Genomic DNA, 19,678 nt, shown 5'->3' on the forward strand with positions numbered 1-19,678 from the left:
TAATTTTATGCACCCACACTTGATCAAATTACTCAGCCTGTCGGCCCTGACCGCGGGTATTCTCGCGGCCAGCACTGGCGTGCGTGCCGAAGACGCCAAGGCACCGAGCTTCAGCGCCGAGCCGTGCTGCAGCCTGTGCCCGGCAGCCCACGACCCGAAGAACTACACCACCCGCTATCAGCAGAACTTCACCACGCTGGTGCAGGCCCAGGGCGACTGGCTGTTCCGTACCCAAGAAGACTTGCGCACCGAGTTCGACACCACACCCGCCGGCTACAAACGCCTGAAACAACTGCACGATGCGTTCAAGAGCAAAGGCGTGGAGCTGGTCATCGTTTACCAGCCGACCCGTGGCCTGGTGAACCGCAACAAGCTGAACCCGGAAGAAAAAGCCAAATACGATTTCGACAAGGCCCTGACCAACTACAAGACCATGCTCGGGCGCTTCGCGCAGATGGGCTACGTGGTCCCCGACCTGTCACCACTGACCAACGAATCGCTGCCCGACACCCTGCCCGCCCACGATTTCTACTTCCGCGGCGACCAGCACTGGACCCCGTATGGCGCCCAGCGCACCGCGAAGATCGTCGCCGAGAAGGTCAAGCAGTTGCCGGCCTTCGCCGACATTCCCAAGCGTGAATTCGAGACCCATAAGTCGGGTCGCATGGGCAAGACCGGAACGTTACACAACATGGCGGGTCAACTCTGTGGCACCAGCTACGCGATCCAGTACATGGATCAGTTCACCACCGAGCCCAAGGGCGAAGCGGCGGATGGCGATCTGTTCGGTGAATCCGGCAACCCGGAAATCACCCTGGTCGGCACCAGCCACAGTGGCAAGAACTACAACTTCGCCGGTTTCCTCGAAGAGGCCATCGGCGCCGACATCCTCAACGTGGCATTCCCCGGCGGTGGCCTGGAAGGTTCGATGCTGCAGTACCTGGGCAGCCAGGAGTTCCAGACCAAACCACCGAAGATTCTCATCTGGGAGTTCTCACCGCTTTATCGCCTCGACCAGGAAACCATCTACCGCCAGATGATGGCGCTGCTCGACAACGGTTGCGAAGGCAAGGATGCACAGATGAGCAGCAGCGCCATGGTGAAGCCGGGCAAAAACGAACTGTTGGTCAACAGCAAGAACCTGGACCTGCGCAACAGCGACCACCAGGTCGACATCCGCTTCGCCGATACGTCGGTGAAAACCTTGCATGCCACCCTCTGGTACATGAATGGGCGTCATGAGGACATCAAGATCGAGAAACCGGAAACCTCCGAAACCGACGGGCGTTTCGCCTTCGAGTTGCGCACGGACGAAGACTGGGCCTCGCAGAATCTGCTGGCCGTTGAAGTCCAGGGGCCTGAAACACCAGGTGCCGCGCCGCAGAAAGTCGAAGCGAAAATCTGCAAACGTAACGTGTTCTCCGGCACCGGGCAGCGTACTGCTCAAGCCGGGCAATGAGGCTACCTCTTATGAACTGCATGCAAACCCGAGCTTTGAAACAGTTACTCGCGCCTTCCCTGCTGGCTCTGGCGATGTTCGCTGGCGCCACCCAGGCCGCCGCGCCACTGCGCCCGCCTCAGGGGTATTTTGCGCCAGTGGATAAATTCAAGACCGGCGACAAGAGCGAAGGCTGCGACGCAATGCCGACGCCCTACACCGGCGCCCTGCAGTTTCGCAGCAAATACGAAGGCTCCGACAAGGCCCGTTCGACTCTGAACGAGGAGTCGGAAAAGGCCTTCCGCGATACCACCGCCGACATCACCAAGATCGAGCGCGGCACCAGCAAGCGAGTGATGCAGTTCATGCGTGACGGTCGCCCGGAACAACTGGAATGCACCCTCGACTGGTTGACCGCCTGGGCCAAGGCCGATGCATTGATGTCCAAGGACTTCAACCACACCGGCAAGTCCATGCGCAAATGGGCATTGGGCAGCATGGCTTCGTCCTATATCCGCCTGAAATTCTCTGACTCGCATCCCCTGGCCACCCACCAGGAACAAGCGCAGGTGATTGAAGCCTGGTTCAGCAAAATGGCCGATCAGGTGGTCAGCGATTGGGACAACCTGCCGCTTGAACAGACCAACAACCACTCGTATTGGGCCGCCTGGTCGGTGATGGCCACGTCGGTCGCCATCAACCGCCGCGACCTGTTCGACTGGGCCGTGAAGGAATTCAAGGTCGGCGCCAATCAGATCGATGCCCAAGGCTTCCTGCCTAACGAACTCAAGCGCCAGCAACGCGCCCTCGCCTACCACAACTATGCCCTGCCGCCGCTGGCGATGATCGCCAGTTTCGCCCAGGCCAACGGTGTGGATTTGCGTCAGGAAAACAACGGTGCCTTGAAACGCCTGGGTGATCGCGTGCTGGCCGGCGTGGACGACCCGGATCAATTCGAGAAGAAAAACGGTAAAGGCCAGGACATGACCGATCTCAAGATCGACTCGAAATTCGCCTGGCTCGAACCGTTCTGCTCGCTCTACACCTGCGCGCCGAATGTGCTGGAACTCAAGCACAAGATGCAGCCGTTCAAGTCTTTCCGCCTCGGCGGGGACTTGACCAAGGTCTACGACCCGGCCAACGAGAAAGGCAAAGGTTCTTAAAGCTGACTGTATTCCCCTGTGGCGAGGGAGCTTGCTCCCGCTCGGCTGCGAAGCAGTCGTAACCCAGTGAACGCGGATTGATTGAGACACCGCGTCATCAGGTTTCAGGGGCGCTTCGCACCCCAGCGGGAGCAAGCTCCCTCGCCACAGGTAAGTGCACAGCATGCAATACAACCACCCCGGTTTTCAGTGGGGGGTTTGGGGGGGCCGTTGGCCCTTGACTGTTGGTTAAACATGGAGAGATCAGGATGGTATTTTCATCCAACGTGTTCCTGTTTCTGTTCTTGCCGATCTTTCTCGGCTTGTACTACTTGAGCGGGCAACGCTATCGCAACTTGCTGCTGCTGATCGCCAGCTACGTGTTCTACGCCTGGTGGCGTGTGGACTTCCTTGCGTTGTTCGCAGCCGTCACGCTGTGGAACTACTGGATCGGCCTGAAAGTTGGCGCCGCTGGTGTCCGGACCAAACCGGCCCAGCGCTGGCTGCTGCTCGGCGTCGCGGTGGACTTGTGCATCCTGGGCTACTTCAAGTACGCCAACTTCGGCGTGGAGAGCATCAACGCGATGATGACCTCGGTCGGTCTGTCGCCGTTCATCCTGACCCACGTACTGTTGCCGATCGGGATCTCGTTCTACATCTTCGAGTCCATCAGCTACATCATCGACGTTTACCGCGGCGATACCCCGGCCACCCGCAACCTGATCGACTTTGCGGCATTCGTAGCGATCTTCCCGCACTTGATCGCGGGCCCCGTGCTGCGTTTCCGCGACCTGGCCGACCAGTTCAACAACCGCACCCACACCCTCGACAAGTTCTCCGAAGGTGCCACGCGGTTCATGCAGGGTTTCATCAAGAAAGTGTTCATCGCCGACACCCTGGCGGTGGTCGCCGACCATTGCTTCGCCTTGCAGAACCCGACCACGGGCGATGCCTGGCTCGGCGCCCTGGCCTACACCGCACAGCTGTACTTCGACTTCTCCGGCTACAGCGACATGGCGATTGGCCTGGGCTTGATGATGGGTTTCCGCTTCATGGAGAACTTCAAACAGCCGTACGTCAGCCAGTCGATCACCGAGTTCTGGCGGCGCTGGCACATCAGCCTCTCCACCTGGCTGCGTGACTACCTGTACATCACCCTCGGCGGTAACCGTAAAGGCACGCTGATGACCTATCGCAACCTGTTCCTGACCATGCTGCTCGGTGGTCTGTGGCACGGCGCGAACATCACCTACATCGTCTGGGGCGCCTGGCACGGCATGTGGCTGGCAATCGAAAAAGCCATCGGCCTGAACACTTCGCCGCGCAGCTTCAACCCGATCCGCTGGGTCCTGACCTTCCTGCTGGTGGTGATGGGCTGGGTGATCTTCCGCGCAGAGAACCTGCACGTCGCCGGTCGCATGTACGGCGCAATGTTCAGCTTCGGCGAATGGTCGCTGTCGGAACTCAACCAGGCCAGCCTCACCGGTCTGCAAGTGGCAACCCTGGTGGTGGCTTACGTGACCCTGGCGTTCTTCGGCCTGCGTGATTTCTACACCAACCAGCCGCCGGTCAAGACCAAACCTGCGGTGAACATCGAAACCGACGGCCCGGCCGCGGCGACGCCTGGAATGATCAAAGCCGTACCGGGCGACAACCCGGCCAGCATCCACGAGCCGGGTTACACCGTCGGCGTTGAAGCGACTGTGCAACCGGCCTATTGGACCGCCGATTGGTCCCGTTACGTGATGCGCGCCCTGGTACTGCTGCTGTTCATCGCCTCGATTCTCAAACTCTCGGCGCAAAGCTTCTCGCCGTTCCTTTACTTCCAGTTCTGAGGGATCTGACCATGACCCGCTCATTACGCATCTTCTACATCGCGCTGTTCCTGGTGACCTTGCTGGTCCTGGGCGTGTGGTCGGTACGCAGCTTCTTCGGCTTCAGTACCAACGCCGATGCCACCGTGCTCAACGGGCGCTGGACCAAAGCCGTCGAGACACACTATGACGACGAGTTCCCGATCAAGCGCCTGGGCACCAACCTTTGGGCCGCGCTGGATTTCAAACTGTTCAACGAAGGTCGTCCGGGCGTGGTGCTCGGTCGCGATCAGTGGCTCTACAGCGATGAAGAGTTCCACCCGATCGTCAACGAAGAGTTGAACTTGCAAGGCAACTACGCGCTGGTCGAAGGCGTGCGCCAGGAACTGAAAAAGCGAGGCGTGCAACTGGTGATGGCAATTGTTCCGGCCAAGACGCGTCTGTACCCGGAGCACCTGGGTGAAGTGAAGCCGGCGAGTATCCACACCAATCTGTACAAGGACTTCCACGCTCGCGTGGCGGCCGACAAGATCCTCGCCCCTGACCTGCTCGGCCCGCTGCAACAAGCCAAGCGCAACGGTCAGCAAGTGTTCTTGCGTACCGACACCCACTGGACCCCGGAAGGCGCACAAGTCGCTGCCCAGACCCTGGCCAAAACCATCGCCGACAAGGCTCCGCTCAGCGGCGAACCGCAAAACTTCGTCACTGAACCTGCCGAGAAGGTGACGCACAAGGGCGACCTGCGGTTGTTCCTGCCGCTGGACCCGCTGTTCGAAAACCTGATGCCGGCGCCAGAACCTTTGCAGAAGCGCAACACCGTGGCGGCCCAGGATCAACCGACCGGTGATGACGCGTTGTTCGCCAACACGGAAGTGCCGGTGGCCCTGATCGGCACCAGCTACAGCGCCAACCCTAACTGGAACTTCGTCGGTGCGCTGAAAGAAGCGCTGCACAGCGACGTGGTCAATTACGCCGAAGACGGCCATGGCCCGATTCTGCCGATGCTCAACTACCTGAAAAGCGATGCCTTCAAGAACAGCCCGCCACAAGTGCTGATCTGGGAATTCCCTGAACGATATCTGCCTGTGAACAACGAAATCGGTGACGCCGACCCGCAGTGGGTCGCAGAGCTTAAACAAGCCGGCGCGCGCCAACAAAACGTAGCTGTAAACACCAAATCCGAGACGCCCGACCGGGCGCAAAACTGAAAGAGAGGTACACCCATGACTTTCACTACTACTCCTCGCCGTCTCGCCAAGACCTTCGCTCTCGTTGCCGGCATGAGCGTGCTCTCGATGCAGGCTTTTGCCGGTGGCGACGCCGCCCTCTACGGCCCGACCGCACCGAAAGGCTCCACCTTCGTGCGGGTCTACAACGCCGGTAACGCTGAAGTCAGTGCTACAGTCGGCACCACCAACCTGAACGAAGTCGCGCCGCTGTCCAGCACTGACTTCAGCTTCATGCCGGGCGGCGACTACAGCGCCAAGGTCGGTAGCCAGACCTTGCCGGTGAAACTGGCCGGCGATCACTATTACACTCTGGTCAACAACGCCAGCGGCGCGCCACAACTGATCGAAGAGCCGCCGTTCAAGAACAAACAGAAATCCCTGGTACGCGTGCAGAACCTCAGCGACAAGGCCCTGACCCTGAAAACCGCCGACGGCAAGACCGATGTGGTGCCGAACGTGGCCGCCAAGGGCCGTGGCGAGCGTGAAATCAACCCGGTGAAAGTCAGCCTGGCGCTGTACGAAGGCGACAAGAAAGTCGGCGACGTGAAGCCGGTTGCCCTGGAGCGCGGTGAAGCGGCGGTGCTGTACGTCACCGGCAACGGCAGCAGCCTGTCGCCAGTCTGGGTCAAGCGCCCGGTCTCGACGCGCTGATTAATTCATCAGGACGGTGATCACCCTGTAGCAGCTGGCGAAGCCTGCGTCCGACTGCGAAGCAGTCGCAATCCAAGCAACTCGGTCTTTCTGAATGACCGCATTGACGGGATTCACGACGACTACGTCGCCGAACGCAGCCTCGCAGGCTCGGCAGCTGCTACAGAATCGGTGAGCCGATCTGATTACGGAACAAAAACAAGAGTGAAACGACAGAACGTTCGTGGCTCTAACCAATCGATTTAAGGGAGTAACAACATGATTCCGGTGATCTTGTCAGGTGGTAGCGGCTCACGTCTTTGGCCGCTTTCCCGAAAGCAATTCCCCAAGCAATTCCTCGCCCTGACCGGCGAACACACGCTGTTCCAGCAAACCCTGGAACGCCTGGTGTTCGAAGGCATGGATACCCCGATCGTGGTCTGCAACAAGGATCACCGCTTCATCGTCAACGAGCAGCTGAGCGCCCGTAAACTGGAAACCCAGCGCATCCTGATGGAACCGTTCGGCCGTAACACCGCGCCGGCCGTGGCCCTGACCGCGATGATGCTGGTCAATGAAGGTCGCGACGAGTTGATGCTGGTGCTGCCGGCCGACCACGTCCTGGAAGACCAGAAAGCCCTGCAACGCGCCCTGGCCCTGGCCACTGTGGCGGCCGAGCGTGGCGAAATGGTGCTGTTCGGCGTGCCGGCGACCAAACCGGAAACCGGTTACGGCTACATCAAATCCACCAACGATGCCCTGCTGCCGGAAGGCGTCAGCCGTGTCTCGCACTTCGTCGAAAAACCCGACGTGAAACGCGCCACCGAGTTCGTCCAGTCCGGCGGTTATTTCTGGAACAGCGGCATGTTCCTGTTCCGCGCCAGCCGCTTCCTCGAAGAGCTGAAAAAGCACGATCCGGACATCTACGACACCTGCGTACTGACCCTGGAACGTAGCGTGCAGGATGCCGACACCATCGACATCGACTCCGCCACCTTTGCCTGCTGCCCGGACAATTCCATTGACTATTCGGTGATGGAAAAAACCCAGCGCGCCTGCGTCGTACCGCTGACCGCGGGCTGGAGCGATGTCGGTTGCTGGTCGTCGCTGTGGGAAGTCAATGAAAAGGACGCCAACGGCAACGTCACCAAAGGCGACGTGGTCATCCAGGACAGCAAAAACTGCATGATCCACGGCAACGGCAAACTGGTGTCGGTGATCGGCCTGGAAAACATCGTGGTGGTCGAAACCAAGGACGCCATGATGATCGTCCACAAGGACAAGGTCCAAGGCGTCAAACAGATGGTCAACACCCTCAACGAACAGGGCCGCAGCGAAACCCAGAACCACTGCGAAGTCTATCGTCCGTGGGGTTCCTACGACTCGGTGGATATGGGCGGTCGTTTCCAGGTCAAGCACATCTCGGTCAAGCCGGGCGCGTGCCTGTCGCTGCAGATGCACCATCACCGCGCCGAACACTGGATCGTGGTCAGCGGCACCGCTGAAGTGACCTGCGACGAAAACGTGTTCCTGCTCTGTGAAAACCAGTCGACCTACATCCCGATCGCCTCGGTACACCGTCTGCGCAACCCGGGCAAGATTCCACTCGAGATCATCGAAGTGCAATCGGGCAGCTACCTGGGCGAAGACGATATCGAGCGGTTTGAAGATATCTACGGTCGCTCCACCCCGATCGAGCGCGGCGTGTCGGTGAAAACCATCGCGCAGTAATCAATCAGCAAATCAAAAAGCCCTCGTCCAGCCCGCTGCGTTCCCTATCCGCAGCGGGTTGGGCGGGGGCTTTTTTACACATTCATGCAGCCTTACGGGTTGTGGCTGGTTTTCTATGCCAGCCACTGACCTTTATTGATCCTGGTATTTTGATCTCAAGTGTTCCATGAAACGCACTATCGATACTGTCAAGTAATGCTCGTGAACTCATTCTTCCCACCTGAACCGGACTGATTCCCGAGTTGCCTAACAGCAGCGCCTTCAATTCTTTCAGTGGGCCTTTAACCATTGGCACCGCGCTCAGGTCCGAAGAGTGTTTGGGATCGAGTACATCGGGAGAAGCAAAAAACTCTACCTTATCGAAATCTTTACCCAAGGCTGCCTCCAGCGCCTTGTCATCCTCAAGATCGTATTCGGCAAAGTGTGTCATCGAGCCGAGAAACTTGCGTTCATTCACTTCTCCATTTATCGCCAGAAGAAAGAAGGTGAAGCCCATGTTTCCGGCCTTGGTCCAATCCTTTTCATTGGTATTGCCGCCCTTTCCGCCCAACGTCTTCAAGTTCTTGTGAACCAAAGAAAAGTTAGACGCGATTTCCATAAAGGGAGGTGTTTCGCCGCTGCTCCCGTAGACCGTGTAATGGCGCAAGGTAAAGTTCTGGGGCTTGGTCTTTTCAAGCACCGCAGGTGTTGCCTTTGCTGTTTTGAACTTCAGTTTGCCCTGAGTGATTGTGTTCATCATGTTGTAAGGAGTCATTCTGTCCGTATCGCTGTAATTGTCCTTATACGATTCAAAAATCTCGATCGCGGTACGCACTGCCGAGTTGGATTTTGAGTTTTCACCCTGCTCGTCAAAGAACGTTAACGGGTTGTTTCGAACCATCCGATACAGGTTCAAGCCATCCACAGCGCCTGCCGGATCGGTACTCGCCCATCGCTGCAACCACGGTATGTAGTACCGGAAGCCATAGCAATAAAGCCCCGTGGCATCCTGTTCCTTGCCCGAATAACGAATGGTTTTATAGTCCACTTCAATCGCGTCGTACCACGCGGTCTCGCCAAAGGGATAAAAAATTTCCCGGCTGATGATTTGCGCGTCATCGGCCAGTTCCACGGTGCAGGAGCTCAGGTGATCGACCAGGGTGTAGCGGTACTGATCGTTGACACCGGACGGTGGCTCGCTGTCCCAATGCAACACCCGCACGGTGTTGAGGCCAGCCTGCGCGGTGATGACCTGCAACACCACCCCGGTGCCACTGTCGGTACGAAGTTCCAAACCCTGCAAGTAACGCACTTCAGCTATCACGGTGCGAGCCCTGGTCTGCAACGCGCGGATTTTGCGCACCCGCTGGCCAGCGCCATCGTAAAAATAGCACTCACCGTCATTGCGCCGGGAGGCGCGCTCCACCGGGCTGACCGAGCGCAATTGATTGCGCAGATCCCAGGTCAACAACCGTCCCTGGTCCAACTCCAGCAAATTACCTTTGGCGTCGAATGCGGCGGCGATGTCCTCTTCAGTGGGCGGCACGCCGTTGCGCCAGGGCAGGCAGCGATTGCTGTAGCGGGCAGCTTTCAAATCGCGCCCATGTTTTTGCGCGCCGATGTGGGTCACCTTCAGCAGATTGCTGCCCTCGTCATAGTGGTAAATCTGCCGATAGTTGCTAACCGCCGCCGGATCGGTGCGACCAACCGACTCGGGTCCTTGATCGGGACCGCCCGCCTCCCAGCCAAAGGCTTCGATCAACTCGTACAGGCTGTTGTAGATGAAGCGACTGATCGGGTCGATGCGCTGGTTGGCGAAGTAGCGCACGGGCAGGGCCTTGTCCTCGATGCTCAAGACATTGCCCATCCGGTCATAGTCGTAGATCAGATGCTGCAACATTCGGGCACTGGCATCCTGTGCCCGACGCTCCATCAACAAACCGTCTTCGGGTCGATAGGCCAGCGTCGTCCGCACCCCGTTACCCGCGACCTCCTCTTCGACTTGCCCTTGGGCGCTGTAGCGGATCTCGCTGACCAACGTTTGCCAAATGGATTGATCCTTCAATTGCAGTCGGCTTTCGCGCAATCGGCCATCGACGGTCAGACCGAAAGTCTGACGATTACCCTTGGCATCGGTCTGTTCCAGCACATCACCCAACGGGCCGAAACGCCACCTGGACGTCGCCCCAGTCCCCGGTTCGAGCAGCCGTCGGCGATCATCAATCGATTCCGGCCAATCGGGGGTTACCGGCTCAAGGGTGAAGTGGCGGGTGTTTTCGATGCCTTCACCGCTGATCGCAAACGAGTCGAACAGTACGCTGCCCGCCGGGTCGTCATGGCGAATCAGTTTGCCGTACTGGTTAAGGTCCTGATTACCCTGGCCCGGGTAGCCATAAGTAAAGCGCTCGACACAGCGACGGGGCTCCACGGCGCCCTGTTCGAACACCGCCACGGGCCGCAGCAAATCGTCATATTCGACCTCGCGACGTGTTTGGCGGCTGTCCCAGTCCGACAACACTTCGTCGGCCAGACCGCGCAGGGTGATCTGCGTTCCGGCATCAACGCTGTCCGTGCGCAACGCGTTCCCGGACAGCGAATACACCGTGATCAGATTGGGAGGGGTCAGGGGATCGCCTTCTTGCAGCGCCCATAACCGCGGATCCCACTGTTTGACTGCACGTCCTGCGCCATTGTGAGCAGTGCGATTGATGCGGACCTCAGCGGGCAGGTTTTCGATGCCGCGCCAGTAATCTACCAAGCGAATCGACAGGCCGCGCGGATCGAAGATCCTCAGTGTGGGCGTCTTGTGGTGCATTTCCATCGCCTCTGTCCATTGAATAACAGCCCCGTCGGCCAATGTCTTCTAACGTTTCAAGAACATGGCTGGCTACTGTCAGAAATTACAGTACCGACCAACGGTACAACCCCTTGCTCACCGAATATCCATTCTCGTGCCCCTTCGGTAGGATGTCGGTTATCCGTTCATGGAGCGTTCAAACATGTTCATCGGCGTCCTGCTGGTCATCACCTGGCTGATCCTGCTGCTGCGCTACCCGACCAAGGCCGTGCCGGTTTCCGTGGCGGCCGCTGTCGGATTGGGCCTGGTGGCGACGTGGGTGTTCTGGATGGACAATCGCGAAATCAAGCAACTGGCACGCCTTGAGCTGCGCATCACTTACGCACCCGAGCACTGTCCCGCAGACCGGCCGTTGAAGTTGACAATGAAAAACGGCAACGACGTGCCGCTGACCGAGTTGCGCTGGCGCATCGCGGCGTATGCGCCGGGCGATACGGTGAACCTGGCCGACAATCAATACGCTGCGCCACGTTATCGCGGCCCCGGTGAATTGCAGGCCGGCGGCAGTTGGGAAGACTGCTTGCCGCTACCACCCTTGCGCCCCGGCTACCGCCCGCAAACCCTGGAATTTCGCGCTGAACGGTTGCAGGGTAGTTTCTCCGACTGATCCCCCTTTTTCTTTTGCACAAGGACCGCGCCATGCCTGTTGCGTTGATTACCGGTTGCTCCAGCGGCATTGGCCGCGCCCTCGCCGACACCTTCAAAAATGCCGGTTACGAAGTCTGGGCCAGTGCCCGCAAGGCTGAAGACGTGGCAGCCCTCACCGCCGCCGGTTTCACCGCCGTGCAGCTGGACGTTAACGATGGCCCGGCCCTCGAACAGCTGAGCGAGCGGATCAACCAGCAACGCGGCGGTCTCGATGTGCTGATCAACAATGCCGGTTATGGCGCCATGGGGCCGCTGCTCGATGGCGGCGTGCCGGCCATGCAGCGCCAGTTCGAAACCAACGTGTTTGCGATTGTCGGCGTCACTCGCGCGATGTTCCCGGTACTGCGTAGCGCCCGGGGGCTGGTGATAAACATCGGCAGCGTTTCCGGGGTTCTGGTCACGCCGTTTGCCGGGGCCTACTGCGCCTCGAAAGCCGCCGTGCATGCCTTGAGCGATGCGCTGCGCATGGAGCTGGCGCCGTTCGGCGTGCGGGTCATGGAAGTTCAGCCTGGGGCCATCGCCTCCAGCTTCGCGAAGAATGCCGGCCACGAAGCCGAGCAACTGATCACCGAACAATCACCGTGGTTTCCGCTGCGTGAAGGTATTCGTGCACGGGCCAAGGCCTCTCAAGATAAACCAACGCCGGCCAGTGAATTTGCCGCCGGTTTGCTCAAGGCTGTGCAGCAGAGCAAACCACCGCGTCTGGTGCGTTTGGGTAACGGCAGCCGGGCGTTGCCGTTGATGGCGGGGTTATTGCCAAAAGGGTTGCTGGAGTCAGGGTTGATGAAGCGGTTCGGGTTGCGCGGGCAGCTCTGAGACCGCGAAGGCGTCAAAACACACTTTCAGACTTTCAGGAAACAGCATGACCGACTACACCGAATACTTTGACGAAGTGATCCAGGCCCACGTAGCCATCGAGCAATGGTTGGCCGAGGAACGGGACGAGGCCGAGCTTGAGCAATTGCTGACGCGTTTTTCACCGCAGTTTTCCATGGTCTCGCCGTTGGGCCGGGTACTGGATTTCGCGGCGTTGAATGAATTGTTTCTGCTGGCGGGCGGGAAGAAGCTCGGGTTCAGGATTGAGCTCAGCGAGTTGCGAGGTGTCGCGCTGTATGACAGTGGCGCAGTGGTCAGTTACCGCGAGCAACAGACCGATGCGATGGGGCTGCATTCTGATCGGCGGTCCTCGGCGGTGTTTGAGAAACAGGCCGATGGCAAGGTGGTTTGGCGGCATTTGCATGAGACGTTTTGCCAAGGCTGACACGGCCACTTTTTGTGGCGAGGGGGGCTTGCCCCCTCGCCACAGGTTATTCGCCAGCCGGGGGGTTCACCACCACCGTACACGTAATCCCCGCCGCCAACAGCACGCCCTCCGGCACTTCATCAATGTGAATCCTTACTGGCACCCGCTGCGCCAGACGCACCCAGTTAAAGGTCGGGTTCACATCAGCGATCAGCTCGCGACTCTCCGGGTTATCGCGGTCGTAGATGCCGCGAGAAATACTTTCCACGTGGCCCTTGAGCACTTCGCCGCTCATCAGTTGCATGTCGGCTTTATCGCCCACGCGAACATGCGGCAGTTTGGTTTCTTCGAAGAAGCCATAAACCCAGAACGAATTCATGTCGACCACCGCCATTTTCGCTTCGCCGATGCGCGCGTAGTCACCGCGATGGACGTTGAGGTTGGTGACGTAGCCGTCCACCGCCGCCCGCACTTCGGTGCGTTGGAGGTTCAGTTCGGCGGCCTCCAGTTGCGCTTGTGCGTTCTGGTAATCGGCCAGGGCCGAGTCGGCGATGTTGGTGGCGTCGTCGCGGTTTTCCCTGGAGATCACCAGGTTGTCGAGGTCGGCGCGGCGATGGGCGTTGACCTTGCGCATCTCCCACGTGGCCTTGCGCGAGGCCACCAGGCTCTGCGCCTGTTTTACCGCGAGACGGTAGTGCTCGGGGTCGATGCGCATCAGCAAGTCGCCCTTTTTCACCAACTGGTTGTCGCGTACCGGCACCTCCACCACCTCACCGGTCACGTCGGCGGCGACATTGATGATGTCGGCGCGCACCCGGCCGTCACGGGTCCAGGGCGTGTTCATGTAATGCACCCACAAGGTCCGGCCGATCCACAGGGCAAGGGCCAGCACCAGCAGGGTCGCGAGCAGGCTGAAAAGCTTTTTCATCAAAGTGTTCTCAACGGTAGACAGTCAGCGCCAAGGCGCCGAACAGACAGGTAAACAGGCTCAGGCGCAGCAGCGCCGGGTGCCAGAAGAAGCGGTACAGATCGAACCCGGACAAGAACCGGTCAAGCGCCCAGGCCAGCGCCGCCGCAATGAAAAACATCAGGGTCATGGTCGGCATGTACACGCCGTGGAAGGCGATTTCACGAGGCATGTTCAAGTCCTTGGGGCTTGGCAGTGGTGTATGAAGCCAGCGGCGATTGCGGGCCGAGCAACGAGGTGCGGATGAAGTGCAGGTAACTCTTCACCCGGCGTAATGCGGAGGTATCAAAGTGCGGCGCAAAGGGTTCGTCGGTGGCCTGCACGCGGCCGATCGCGTGGTCGACGGCGACCAGCGCCCGCTCCAGATTGCTCTGGCCCGGTTGCAGAAACAGCCGCACCAGCGAACGCCCCATCACCCGGATGGACTGGCGCCACGGCTGGGATTCGGCATACGCCGGGTGCACCGGCAGAATCGCTTGTTCCTTACGCAGTTCGATAATCGCGTGGCCAACTTCCAGCACCACCAACATCCAGCGCAACAAGTCCCGCTGCACCTGCGGCTGCCCTGCGGCGAGGCCATAGGCCTGATGCAGCAAGTCCCGCGTGCGACTTTCGAAACTCGACGCCAGCCCTTTGAGTTTGCCGCTGATGGCGTACACCACTTGCCCGCGCAAGTCCTGCTCCAGCCGCCGCCACAGCCAGCGGCTGTTGGGCGGCAAAATGATTGCCCCGGCCGCCGCGCACACCAGCATGCCCATGACCATGGCGATGTAGTCGTTGATGAAGGCGTAAGGGTTGTAGACCGTAAGGTTGTCCGGCACCGAACCGGTGCTGAAGAAGATCAGCAACCCCAGGCCGACACCGGCGTATTGCGGCCGAGAAGTGAGGAACGAGCCGAGCACGATCACCGGCGCGAGCATCACGCAAAGCAATGGAAAACCGTCGATCCAGGGAAAGATGAAAAACATCTCGACGAAGCCGATCAGCGCCCCGAGCAAGGTCCCGCAGGCCATCTGAAAGGCCATGCGCTTGGGGTTCGGCGTCGCGGCCGACAGGCCGACTGTGGCGGCGGCGATCAGGGTCATGGTCGCCCCGCTCGGCCACGCGGTGGCCACCCAATAGCTGCCGAGCACCACAAGGATGAACGCGGCGCGAATCCCCGACGCGGCCGAGGCCAGCCAATTGGTTTGCGGGGTGAAGGGTTCGTCCCAACGCTCCCGTTCGTGGCTGTGATCGGCGAGCGACGCGTGGGTCTGTGCATAACTGTGCAGGTCGTCGACGAAGCGATAAAGCAGTTCGTAGGCAGTGTGAAAATCCAGCTGCTCGGCGTCGCTCGGATCGCTCTCCTGAAAGCTCGCCCGCAGCTTGCGCACCCGCGCCGGCAAGTTGTCCTTATAGGTCGCCAAGGCGCTGGCCAGGCGAGCGGCATCAGGGCTGGTCAGCGCACGGCCGCTGAAACCGTCGAGCACTTCGGCCAGGTCCTGCAACCCTGGTTTGATCGCCGCGACAACATGATCGGCGCCGCTGCCGCGCAGGCGCTCGAGCAACTGATGCAGGGCATTGAAGCGTGTGGTGACGCCCATGAACTCGCTGTTCAAACGACTGAGTCGCCCGTTGCGTCGACGCATGTGCGGGTCTTCGAACACCGTAACGCTGCGCAGTCCTTCCAGGCCCACCGCTTCGGCGATGAACCGAACGTTGCTTGCTTCAAACGCTTCGCGCCGACTGCGACCGCGCAAGCCATCAGTGACGAACAACGCAAACACACCGAAGCGTTGATACAACGCATTGCGCATTGCGGCGCTGGCGGTTTGCGGCAGGATCGCGGCGCTGACCAGCGTCGAGCAGAGAATCCCCAGGGAGATTTCCAGCACTCGCCAGACCGCAGCCATGAATGCGCCGTCCGGGTGAGCCAGAGCGGGCAGCCCAACCATCGCCGCCGTATAACCGGCGAGCACAAATCCATAGGCGCGAAAGTTGCGACAACGCGCTGCGCCAGCCGTGCACAGGCCGACCCAGATCGCCAGCGAGCCGAGGAACAGTTCGGTGTTCTGCGCGAACAAGGCAATCAGCGCGACCATCACCGCCGACCCGGCCAACGTGCCGAGAAAGCGATAGAAACTCTTGGCGAACACCTGGCCGCTTTGCGGTTGCATGACGATGAACACGGTGATCATCGCGGTGCGCGGTTGCGGCAATTCAAGACGCATGGCCAGCCACAGCGTGAGGAATGCGGCGAACAGCACCTTGAAAATGTAGACCCAGGTCACGCCGTCGCTGCGCGCCCAGTCGAAGAACCCCCGGCGCCATTCAAGGGAATACAGCCAGCGCAAAGGTGCGGGCAAGGGAGTCATGAAATTTTGCTCAATGGTCTAGGGCTTGAGGAACTGTGGGTGTGCCTGAAACGTCGTGCTCACTTCAAAAGGCTCGGGGTTTTCGGGGGCAGGGTTTTCTCGGCACTCGGGACGTCGTCGCCCGCATCGAGTCCGCCGCCGAGCGCCGTCACCAACTCCGCATGAGCACTCAACCGCGCAGCCTGAACCTGCTGCTGCACTTGCTGTTGCTTGAACAGCAAGGTCTGCGCATTGAGTACATTGAGGTAATCGGTGAGCCCACGTTGATAGGCGATCATCGCGATGTCGTAGGTCTTCTGCGCCGTGGCCACCGATTCGGCGGCGAACGTTTGCTGCTTGTCCATCGACTCGCGGCGGATCAACTGGTCGGAGATGTTCTTCAGCGCATTGACCAGCGTCTGGTTGTATTTGGCCACGGCGATGTCATAACCGGCCGAGGCTTCACCCAGCTCGGAACGCAAGCGGCCTCCATCGAAAATCGGCAGCGAGATCGCAGGCCCCACGCTGTAGTTGAGCTTCTTGCCGGTCAGGAACTCCAGCGCACCGCCGCCAGTGGCCATGTAACCGAGGCTGCCGACCAGATCGACGTTGGGGTAGAAGCCTGCGTGAGCGACATCGATGCCCCGCGCCTGGGCCGCCACTCGCCAGCGACTGGCAACCACGTCCGGGCGTTGACCGAGCAATTGCGCCGGCAGCGACGACGGTAACTTCAGCGCCGCCCCCAACGACAACGTCGGCCGTTGCAACTGCGCGCCCTCCCCCGGGCCCTTACCGGCCAAGGCTGCGAGCTGATTACGGCTGAGGGCGATTTCTTCGTCCAGCGCATCGAGTTGGCGATGGGTTTCCGGTAGCGGCGTTTCGGCCTGGCTGACTTCGAAGTGCGTGCCGATGCCACCGTCCAGGCGTTTTTGCGCCAGGTCGAGGATTTGTTGTTGCTGCTTCAAGGTCGCCGCGACGATGTCCCGTTGCGCGTAATGCAACGAGAGCTCGATGTAGGCGCGCACGATGTTGTTCTGCAATTCGAGCTGGGCCTGCCGTGCTTCGGCAGCGCTCATGTGCGCCATGTCCACCGCTCGCTCGGTGGCGTTGCTTTCGCGCCCCCAGAGGTCGAGGGCATAGCTGAAGCCCAGCGCGGCGTTGTTGTCCCAAGTGGTGGTGTTGGCCAACTCACCGGGCCCGTAGAACTGATCGGTGGGCCAGTTGTGGCGTTTGAGGGTCGACTGGCCATTGATCTGCAGCGACTCGGCGGACTCGGCAATACCCGCCATGGACCGGGCCTGACGCACCCGCGCGGCGGCCATGGCCATGTTCGGACTGTCTTGCAGGGCGAGGGAGATCCAGCGGTTCAGTTGCGGGTCGCCGTAGGCCTGCCACCATTGGGCGGTGGGCCAGTGAGCGTCCCGGGCGGCGCTCTGGATGGCTTCGTCGGTGGCCAATGAATTGGCCTCCAGCGCCTTGCCCTGTGGGGCAATACCTCCGGTTCCGATGCAGCCGTTGATTGCCAGGGTTAAAGCCAAAACACTGAGCGTCTTGAGCGCTCTGTTGATGCGACGCGGCACTGCTGCAAATTCCTGAAAGGGGGAGAGTCACGAGATCCTGTAGGAGCCGGCTTGCTGGCGATGGGAACGCCGCGGTCTATCTGAAGACCGCAGTGATGCCATCGCCAGCAAGCCGGCTCCTACAGTCGGCGCAATTCTAGGGGTGGGCCTTGTTGGCGATAAGTCGGGAATCTTGTGAATCTTTGTTACCGTTAACGAGATAATCCCTTGGTCGGGGTCTCAGTCTCTGAAACTTCGTGTCACAATTTGCCATCCGCCAAGAGAGCACCCCATGGACACTTTGCAAAACATGCGCGCCTTCAGTTACGTGGCCGAGGCCGGCAGCTTCACCGCCGCCGCCGTACAACTGGACACCACCACGGCCAACGTCTCGCGCGCGGTCTCCAACCTGGAGGCCCACCTGCAAACCCGCCTGCTCAACCGCACCACCCGGCGCATTGCCTTGACCGAAGCGGGCAAGCGCTATCTGTTGCGCTGCGAGCAGATCCTGGCCTATGTCGAAGAAGCCGAAGCCGAGGCCAGCGACGCCCACGCGCGCCCGGCCGGGCAACTCAAGGTGCACACCATGACCGGCATCGGTCAGCACTTCGTCATCGACGCCATCGCTCGCTACCGCAAGACCCACCCCGACGTGACCTTCGACCTGACCATGGCCAACCGTGTGCCGGACTTGCTCGACGAGGGCTACGACGTGTCCATCGTGCTCGCCAGCGAACTGCCCGACTCGGGCTTCGTCTCCCAGCGTTTGGGCATCACCTACAGCATCGTTTGCGCATCGCCCGCCTATGTAAAAGCCAACGGCTGCGCGCAGAAGCCCAGCGACTTGCTCAATCACATGTGCTTGCGCCTGGTGAGCCCGGTGATCCCGCTGGAAAAGTGGGCTTTCGATGGCCCCGAAGGCCAGGAAATGGTCACCATCAACAGCTCACCGTTCTTGGTGAACTCCGCTGACGCGATGAAGACAGCGATCACCAGCGGCATGGGGGTTGGGGTGTTGCCGGTGTATGCGGCGATTGAAGGGCTGCGCAACGGTACGCTGGTGCGGGTGATGCCAAAGTACCGCTCGCAGGAATTGAATCTGTATGCGATTTACCCGTCGCGGCAGTATCTGGACGCGAAGATCAAGACCTGGGTCGAATACTTGCGTGGGTCGTTGCCGGAGATTCTGGCGGCGCATCAGGCGGAATTGGCGGCGTATGAATTGAGCGGCAGCTTGGGCGGGGCTCGGCTGGCGAACTGATTTCACGGTCCTACAGACGCGGTGATTTTGGGGGATGTTTCCGACGAGTTCTGTCGGTTGTTGGGTCGGAAGCGAAGTGGGTAGGCTTTGTGGGTCGCTGCAAAATCAGCGATCAGGTCTGGAAAACCTGGCGAACACTGACCACACCCCATGGCATACTGCGGCGCTTTTTACTGCACGCAATCCTTGTTATGGCGGCTGTGCGCGGGAGACCTTCGGGTCTGCCGGGTTTTGGTGGGTGTTCCGGTTTTTCCAGTCCGCGCACAGCTGCCACCCTTTCGTCTGGAAAACGAAAGATGGCAGTTCCACTTCATCTGCCAATGAGTAACTTCCGCATGATTAAAGAAACACCGAACCCTCCGGAAACCGACGACGTTTCCCCCTACGAATCTCTCGATTCGAAAAAACTCAACGAAGCCGCCGAACGAGCGCTCGATCACTACCTCAAGCCCACTCCGAAAAAACCAGAAGGCCGCAAGCCAAGCAGGATGTTTCAGGTCGCGCCGGACATGGACAACGAGAGCCTGCTGGCCCATGTCTGCGAATCCCTGGCCTCGGCCAGCGTCATGACCAGCGACATCGCCGCCTATGTCGACGCCCCGCAGCGGCACACGCTCCTGGCGATCCAGCAAGTCATCATGCTGGCCGAACTGGCGGTGAACCGGGTGCTGGATAACGTCGACGTACCGAAGCCCGCGCCACATAGCTGATCCCTTGTGGGAGTGAGCCACAACCTCACTCCCACAATTTTGGATGGCGTACACCCGGGCAATCCGAGCACTCGCATAATGTCCGCGAAGAATGTTAGCTTGCTTGGCAATCTCCACGCCCGACGAGCCCCTCTCCA

Annotated in this window: 16 protein-coding genes; 11 read left to right on the plus strand and 5 right to left on the minus strand. The window is 60.0% G+C overall.

Annotation, left to right across the window (positions count from 1 at the left end; genetic code table 11):
• Positions 1-7 precede the first annotated feature (7 nt).
• The 6 genes from F475_RS16715 to F475_RS16740 all read left to right on the plus strand — a co-directional run bounded on the left by F475_RS16715 (position 8) and on the right by F475_RS16740 (position 7,984).
• Positions 8-1,459 (plus strand): alginate O-acetyltransferase, encoded by a 1,452-nt coding sequence (locus tag F475_RS16715; RefSeq protein WP_018927129.1) that lies wholly within the window; start codon positions 8-10, stop codon positions 1,457-1,459.
• An 11-nt stretch (positions 1,460-1,470) separates the two neighbouring features.
• A complete protein-coding gene (locus tag F475_RS16720; RefSeq protein ID WP_305887970.1) occupies positions 1,471-2,601 on the plus strand; it encodes a mannuronate-specific alginate lyase in 1,131 nt (376 codons plus the stop codon).
• 248 nt (positions 2,602-2,849) lie between these two features.
• Positions 2,850-4,415 (plus strand): MBOAT family protein, encoded by a 1,566-nt coding sequence (locus F475_RS16725; RefSeq protein WP_018927131.1) that lies wholly within the window; start codon positions 2,850-2,852, stop codon positions 4,413-4,415.
• An 11-nt stretch (positions 4,416-4,426) separates the two neighbouring features.
• Positions 4,427-5,602, plus strand: coding sequence for an alginate O-acetyltransferase (locus F475_RS16730; protein WP_111454315.1), 1,176 nt, complete (start codon positions 4,427-4,429; stop codon positions 5,600-5,602).
• A 15-nt stretch (positions 5,603-5,617) separates the two neighbouring features.
• A complete protein-coding gene (locus F475_RS16735; RefSeq protein ID WP_019581115.1) occupies positions 5,618-6,274 on the plus strand; it encodes an alginate O-acetyltransferase AlgF in 657 nt (218 codons plus the stop codon).
• Positions 6,275-6,532: 258 nt separating this feature from the next.
• On the plus strand, positions 6,533-7,984 hold the full coding sequence (locus F475_RS16740; protein WP_064620199.1) for a mannose-1-phosphate guanylyltransferase/mannose-6-phosphate isomerase: 1,452 nt from the start codon (positions 6,533-6,535) through the stop codon (positions 7,982-7,984).
• Between the two features lie 82 nt (positions 7,985-8,066).
• On the opposite strand, the gene F475_RS16745 is transcribed toward F475_RS16740, so the two are convergent.
• Positions 8,067-10,784 carry an RHS repeat-associated core domain-containing protein gene (locus F475_RS16745; protein WP_111454316.1) on the minus strand — a complete coding sequence of 906 codons (2,718 nt, stop codon included), beginning with the start codon at positions 10,782-10,784 and terminating at the stop codon, positions 8,067-8,069.
• 178 nt (positions 10,785-10,962) lie between these two features.
• On the opposite strand from F475_RS16745, the gene F475_RS16750 reads away from it, so the two are divergent.
• The 3 genes from F475_RS16750 to F475_RS16760 are packed head-to-tail and all read left to right on the plus strand — an operon-like array spanning position 10,963 to position 12,729.
• Positions 10,963-11,427: a multidrug transporter gene (locus F475_RS16750; protein ID WP_111454317.1), complete on the plus strand. Its 465-nt coding sequence runs from the start codon at positions 10,963-10,965 to the stop codon at positions 11,425-11,427.
• Positions 11,428-11,459: 32 nt separating this feature from the next.
• Positions 11,460-12,284, plus strand: a complete 825-nt coding sequence (locus F475_RS16755) for an SDR family oxidoreductase (RefSeq protein ID WP_111454318.1) — start codon at positions 11,460-11,462, stop codon at positions 12,282-12,284.
• A gap of 46 nt (positions 12,285-12,330) precedes the next feature.
• Entirely contained in the window at positions 12,331-12,729 is a 399-nt protein-coding gene (locus F475_RS16760) for a DUF4440 domain-containing protein (protein WP_111454319.1), read from the plus strand.
• A 46-nt stretch (positions 12,730-12,775) separates the two neighbouring features.
• Here F475_RS16760 and F475_RS16765 read toward each other — a convergent pair whose 3' ends face one another.
• From F475_RS16765 to F475_RS16780, 4 genes are read right to left on the minus strand one after another with little or no spacing between them, the layout of a single operon-like run.
• Entirely contained in the window at positions 12,776-13,639 is an 864-nt protein-coding gene (locus tag F475_RS16765) for an HlyD family secretion protein (protein WP_018927139.1), read from the minus strand.
• Positions 13,640-13,649: 10 nt separating this feature from the next.
• Positions 13,650-13,850, minus strand: coding sequence for a DUF1656 domain-containing protein (locus F475_RS16770; protein ID WP_007896379.1), 201 nt, complete (start codon positions 13,848-13,850; stop codon positions 13,650-13,652).
• Positions 13,840-16,032 (minus strand): FUSC family protein, encoded by a 2,193-nt coding sequence (locus tag F475_RS16775; RefSeq protein ID WP_111454320.1) that lies wholly within the window; start codon positions 16,030-16,032, stop codon positions 13,840-13,842. The genes F475_RS16770 and F475_RS16775 overlap by 11 nt, the downstream gene beginning before the upstream one ends.
• Before the next feature lie 59 nt (positions 16,033-16,091).
• Entirely contained in the window at positions 16,092-17,591 is a 1,500-nt protein-coding gene (locus F475_RS16780; RefSeq protein WP_111454321.1) for an efflux transporter outer membrane subunit, read from the minus strand.
• Positions 17,592-17,862: 271 nt separating this feature from the next.
• On the opposite strand from F475_RS16780, the gene F475_RS16785 reads away from it, so the two are divergent.
• Both F475_RS16785 and F475_RS16790 read left to right on the plus strand, forming a co-directional pair.
• Positions 17,863-18,831, plus strand: coding sequence for a LysR family transcriptional regulator (locus tag F475_RS16785; RefSeq protein ID WP_018927142.1), 969 nt, complete (start codon positions 17,863-17,865; stop codon positions 18,829-18,831).
• Between the two features lie 335 nt (positions 18,832-19,166).
• On the plus strand, positions 19,167-19,541 hold the full coding sequence (locus tag F475_RS16790) for a DUF6124 family protein (protein ID WP_111454322.1): 375 nt from the start codon (positions 19,167-19,169) through the stop codon (positions 19,539-19,541).
• The last annotated feature ends 137 nt before the right edge of the window (positions 19,542-19,678 follow it).

The organism is Pseudomonas sp. URMO17WK12:I6 (assembly GCF_003253625.1).
Taxonomy (GTDB): Bacteria; Pseudomonadota; Gammaproteobacteria; order Pseudomonadales; family Pseudomonadaceae; genus Aquipseudomonas.

Bases quoted from the DNA above. Each gene is read 5' to 3' on its own strand.
- F475_RS16715 (WP_018927129.1), top strand. From the start codon at position 8: ATGCACCCACACTTGATCAAATTACTCAGCCTGTCGGCCCTGACCGCG.
- F475_RS16760 (WP_111454319.1), top strand. From the start codon at position 12,331: ATGACCGACTACACCGAATACTTTGACGAAGTGATCCAGGCCCACGTA.
- F475_RS16785 (WP_018927142.1), top strand. From the start codon at position 17,863: ATGGACACTTTGCAAAACATGCGCGCCTTCAGTTACGTGGCCGAGGCC.
- F475_RS16725 (WP_018927131.1), top strand. From the start codon at position 2,850: ATGGTATTTTCATCCAACGTGTTCCTGTTTCTGTTCTTGCCGATCTTT.
- F475_RS16750 (WP_111454317.1), top strand. From the start codon at position 10,963: ATGTTCATCGGCGTCCTGCTGGTCATCACCTGGCTGATCCTGCTGCTG.
- F475_RS16720 (WP_305887970.1), top strand. From the start codon at position 1,471: ATGAACTGCATGCAAACCCGAGCTTTGAAACAGTTACTCGCGCCTTCC.
- F475_RS16765 (WP_018927139.1), bottom strand. From the start codon at position 13,639: ATGAAAAAGCTTTTCAGCCTGCTCGCGACCCTGCTGGTGCTGGCCCTT.
- F475_RS16740 (WP_064620199.1), top strand. From the start codon at position 6,533: ATGATTCCGGTGATCTTGTCAGGTGGTAGCGGCTCACGTCTTTGGCCG.
- F475_RS16775 (WP_111454320.1), bottom strand. From the start codon at position 16,032: ATGACTCCCTTGCCCGCACCTTTGCGCTGGCTGTATTCCCTTGAATGG.
- F475_RS16735 (WP_019581115.1), top strand. From the start codon at position 5,618: ATGACTTTCACTACTACTCCTCGCCGTCTCGCCAAGACCTTCGCTCTC.
- F475_RS16755 (WP_111454318.1), top strand. From the start codon at position 11,460: ATGCCTGTTGCGTTGATTACCGGTTGCTCCAGCGGCATTGGCCGCGCC.
- F475_RS16745 (WP_111454316.1), bottom strand. From the start codon at position 10,784: ATGGAAATGCACCACAAGACGCCCACACTGAGGATCTTCGATCCGCGC.
- F475_RS16790 (WP_111454322.1), top strand. From the start codon at position 19,167: ATGATTAAAGAAACACCGAACCCTCCGGAAACCGACGACGTTTCCCCC.
- F475_RS16730 (WP_111454315.1), top strand. From the start codon at position 4,427: ATGACCCGCTCATTACGCATCTTCTACATCGCGCTGTTCCTGGTGACC.
- F475_RS16770 (WP_007896379.1), bottom strand. From the start codon at position 13,850: ATGCCTCGTGAAATCGCCTTCCACGGCGTGTACATGCCGACCATGACC.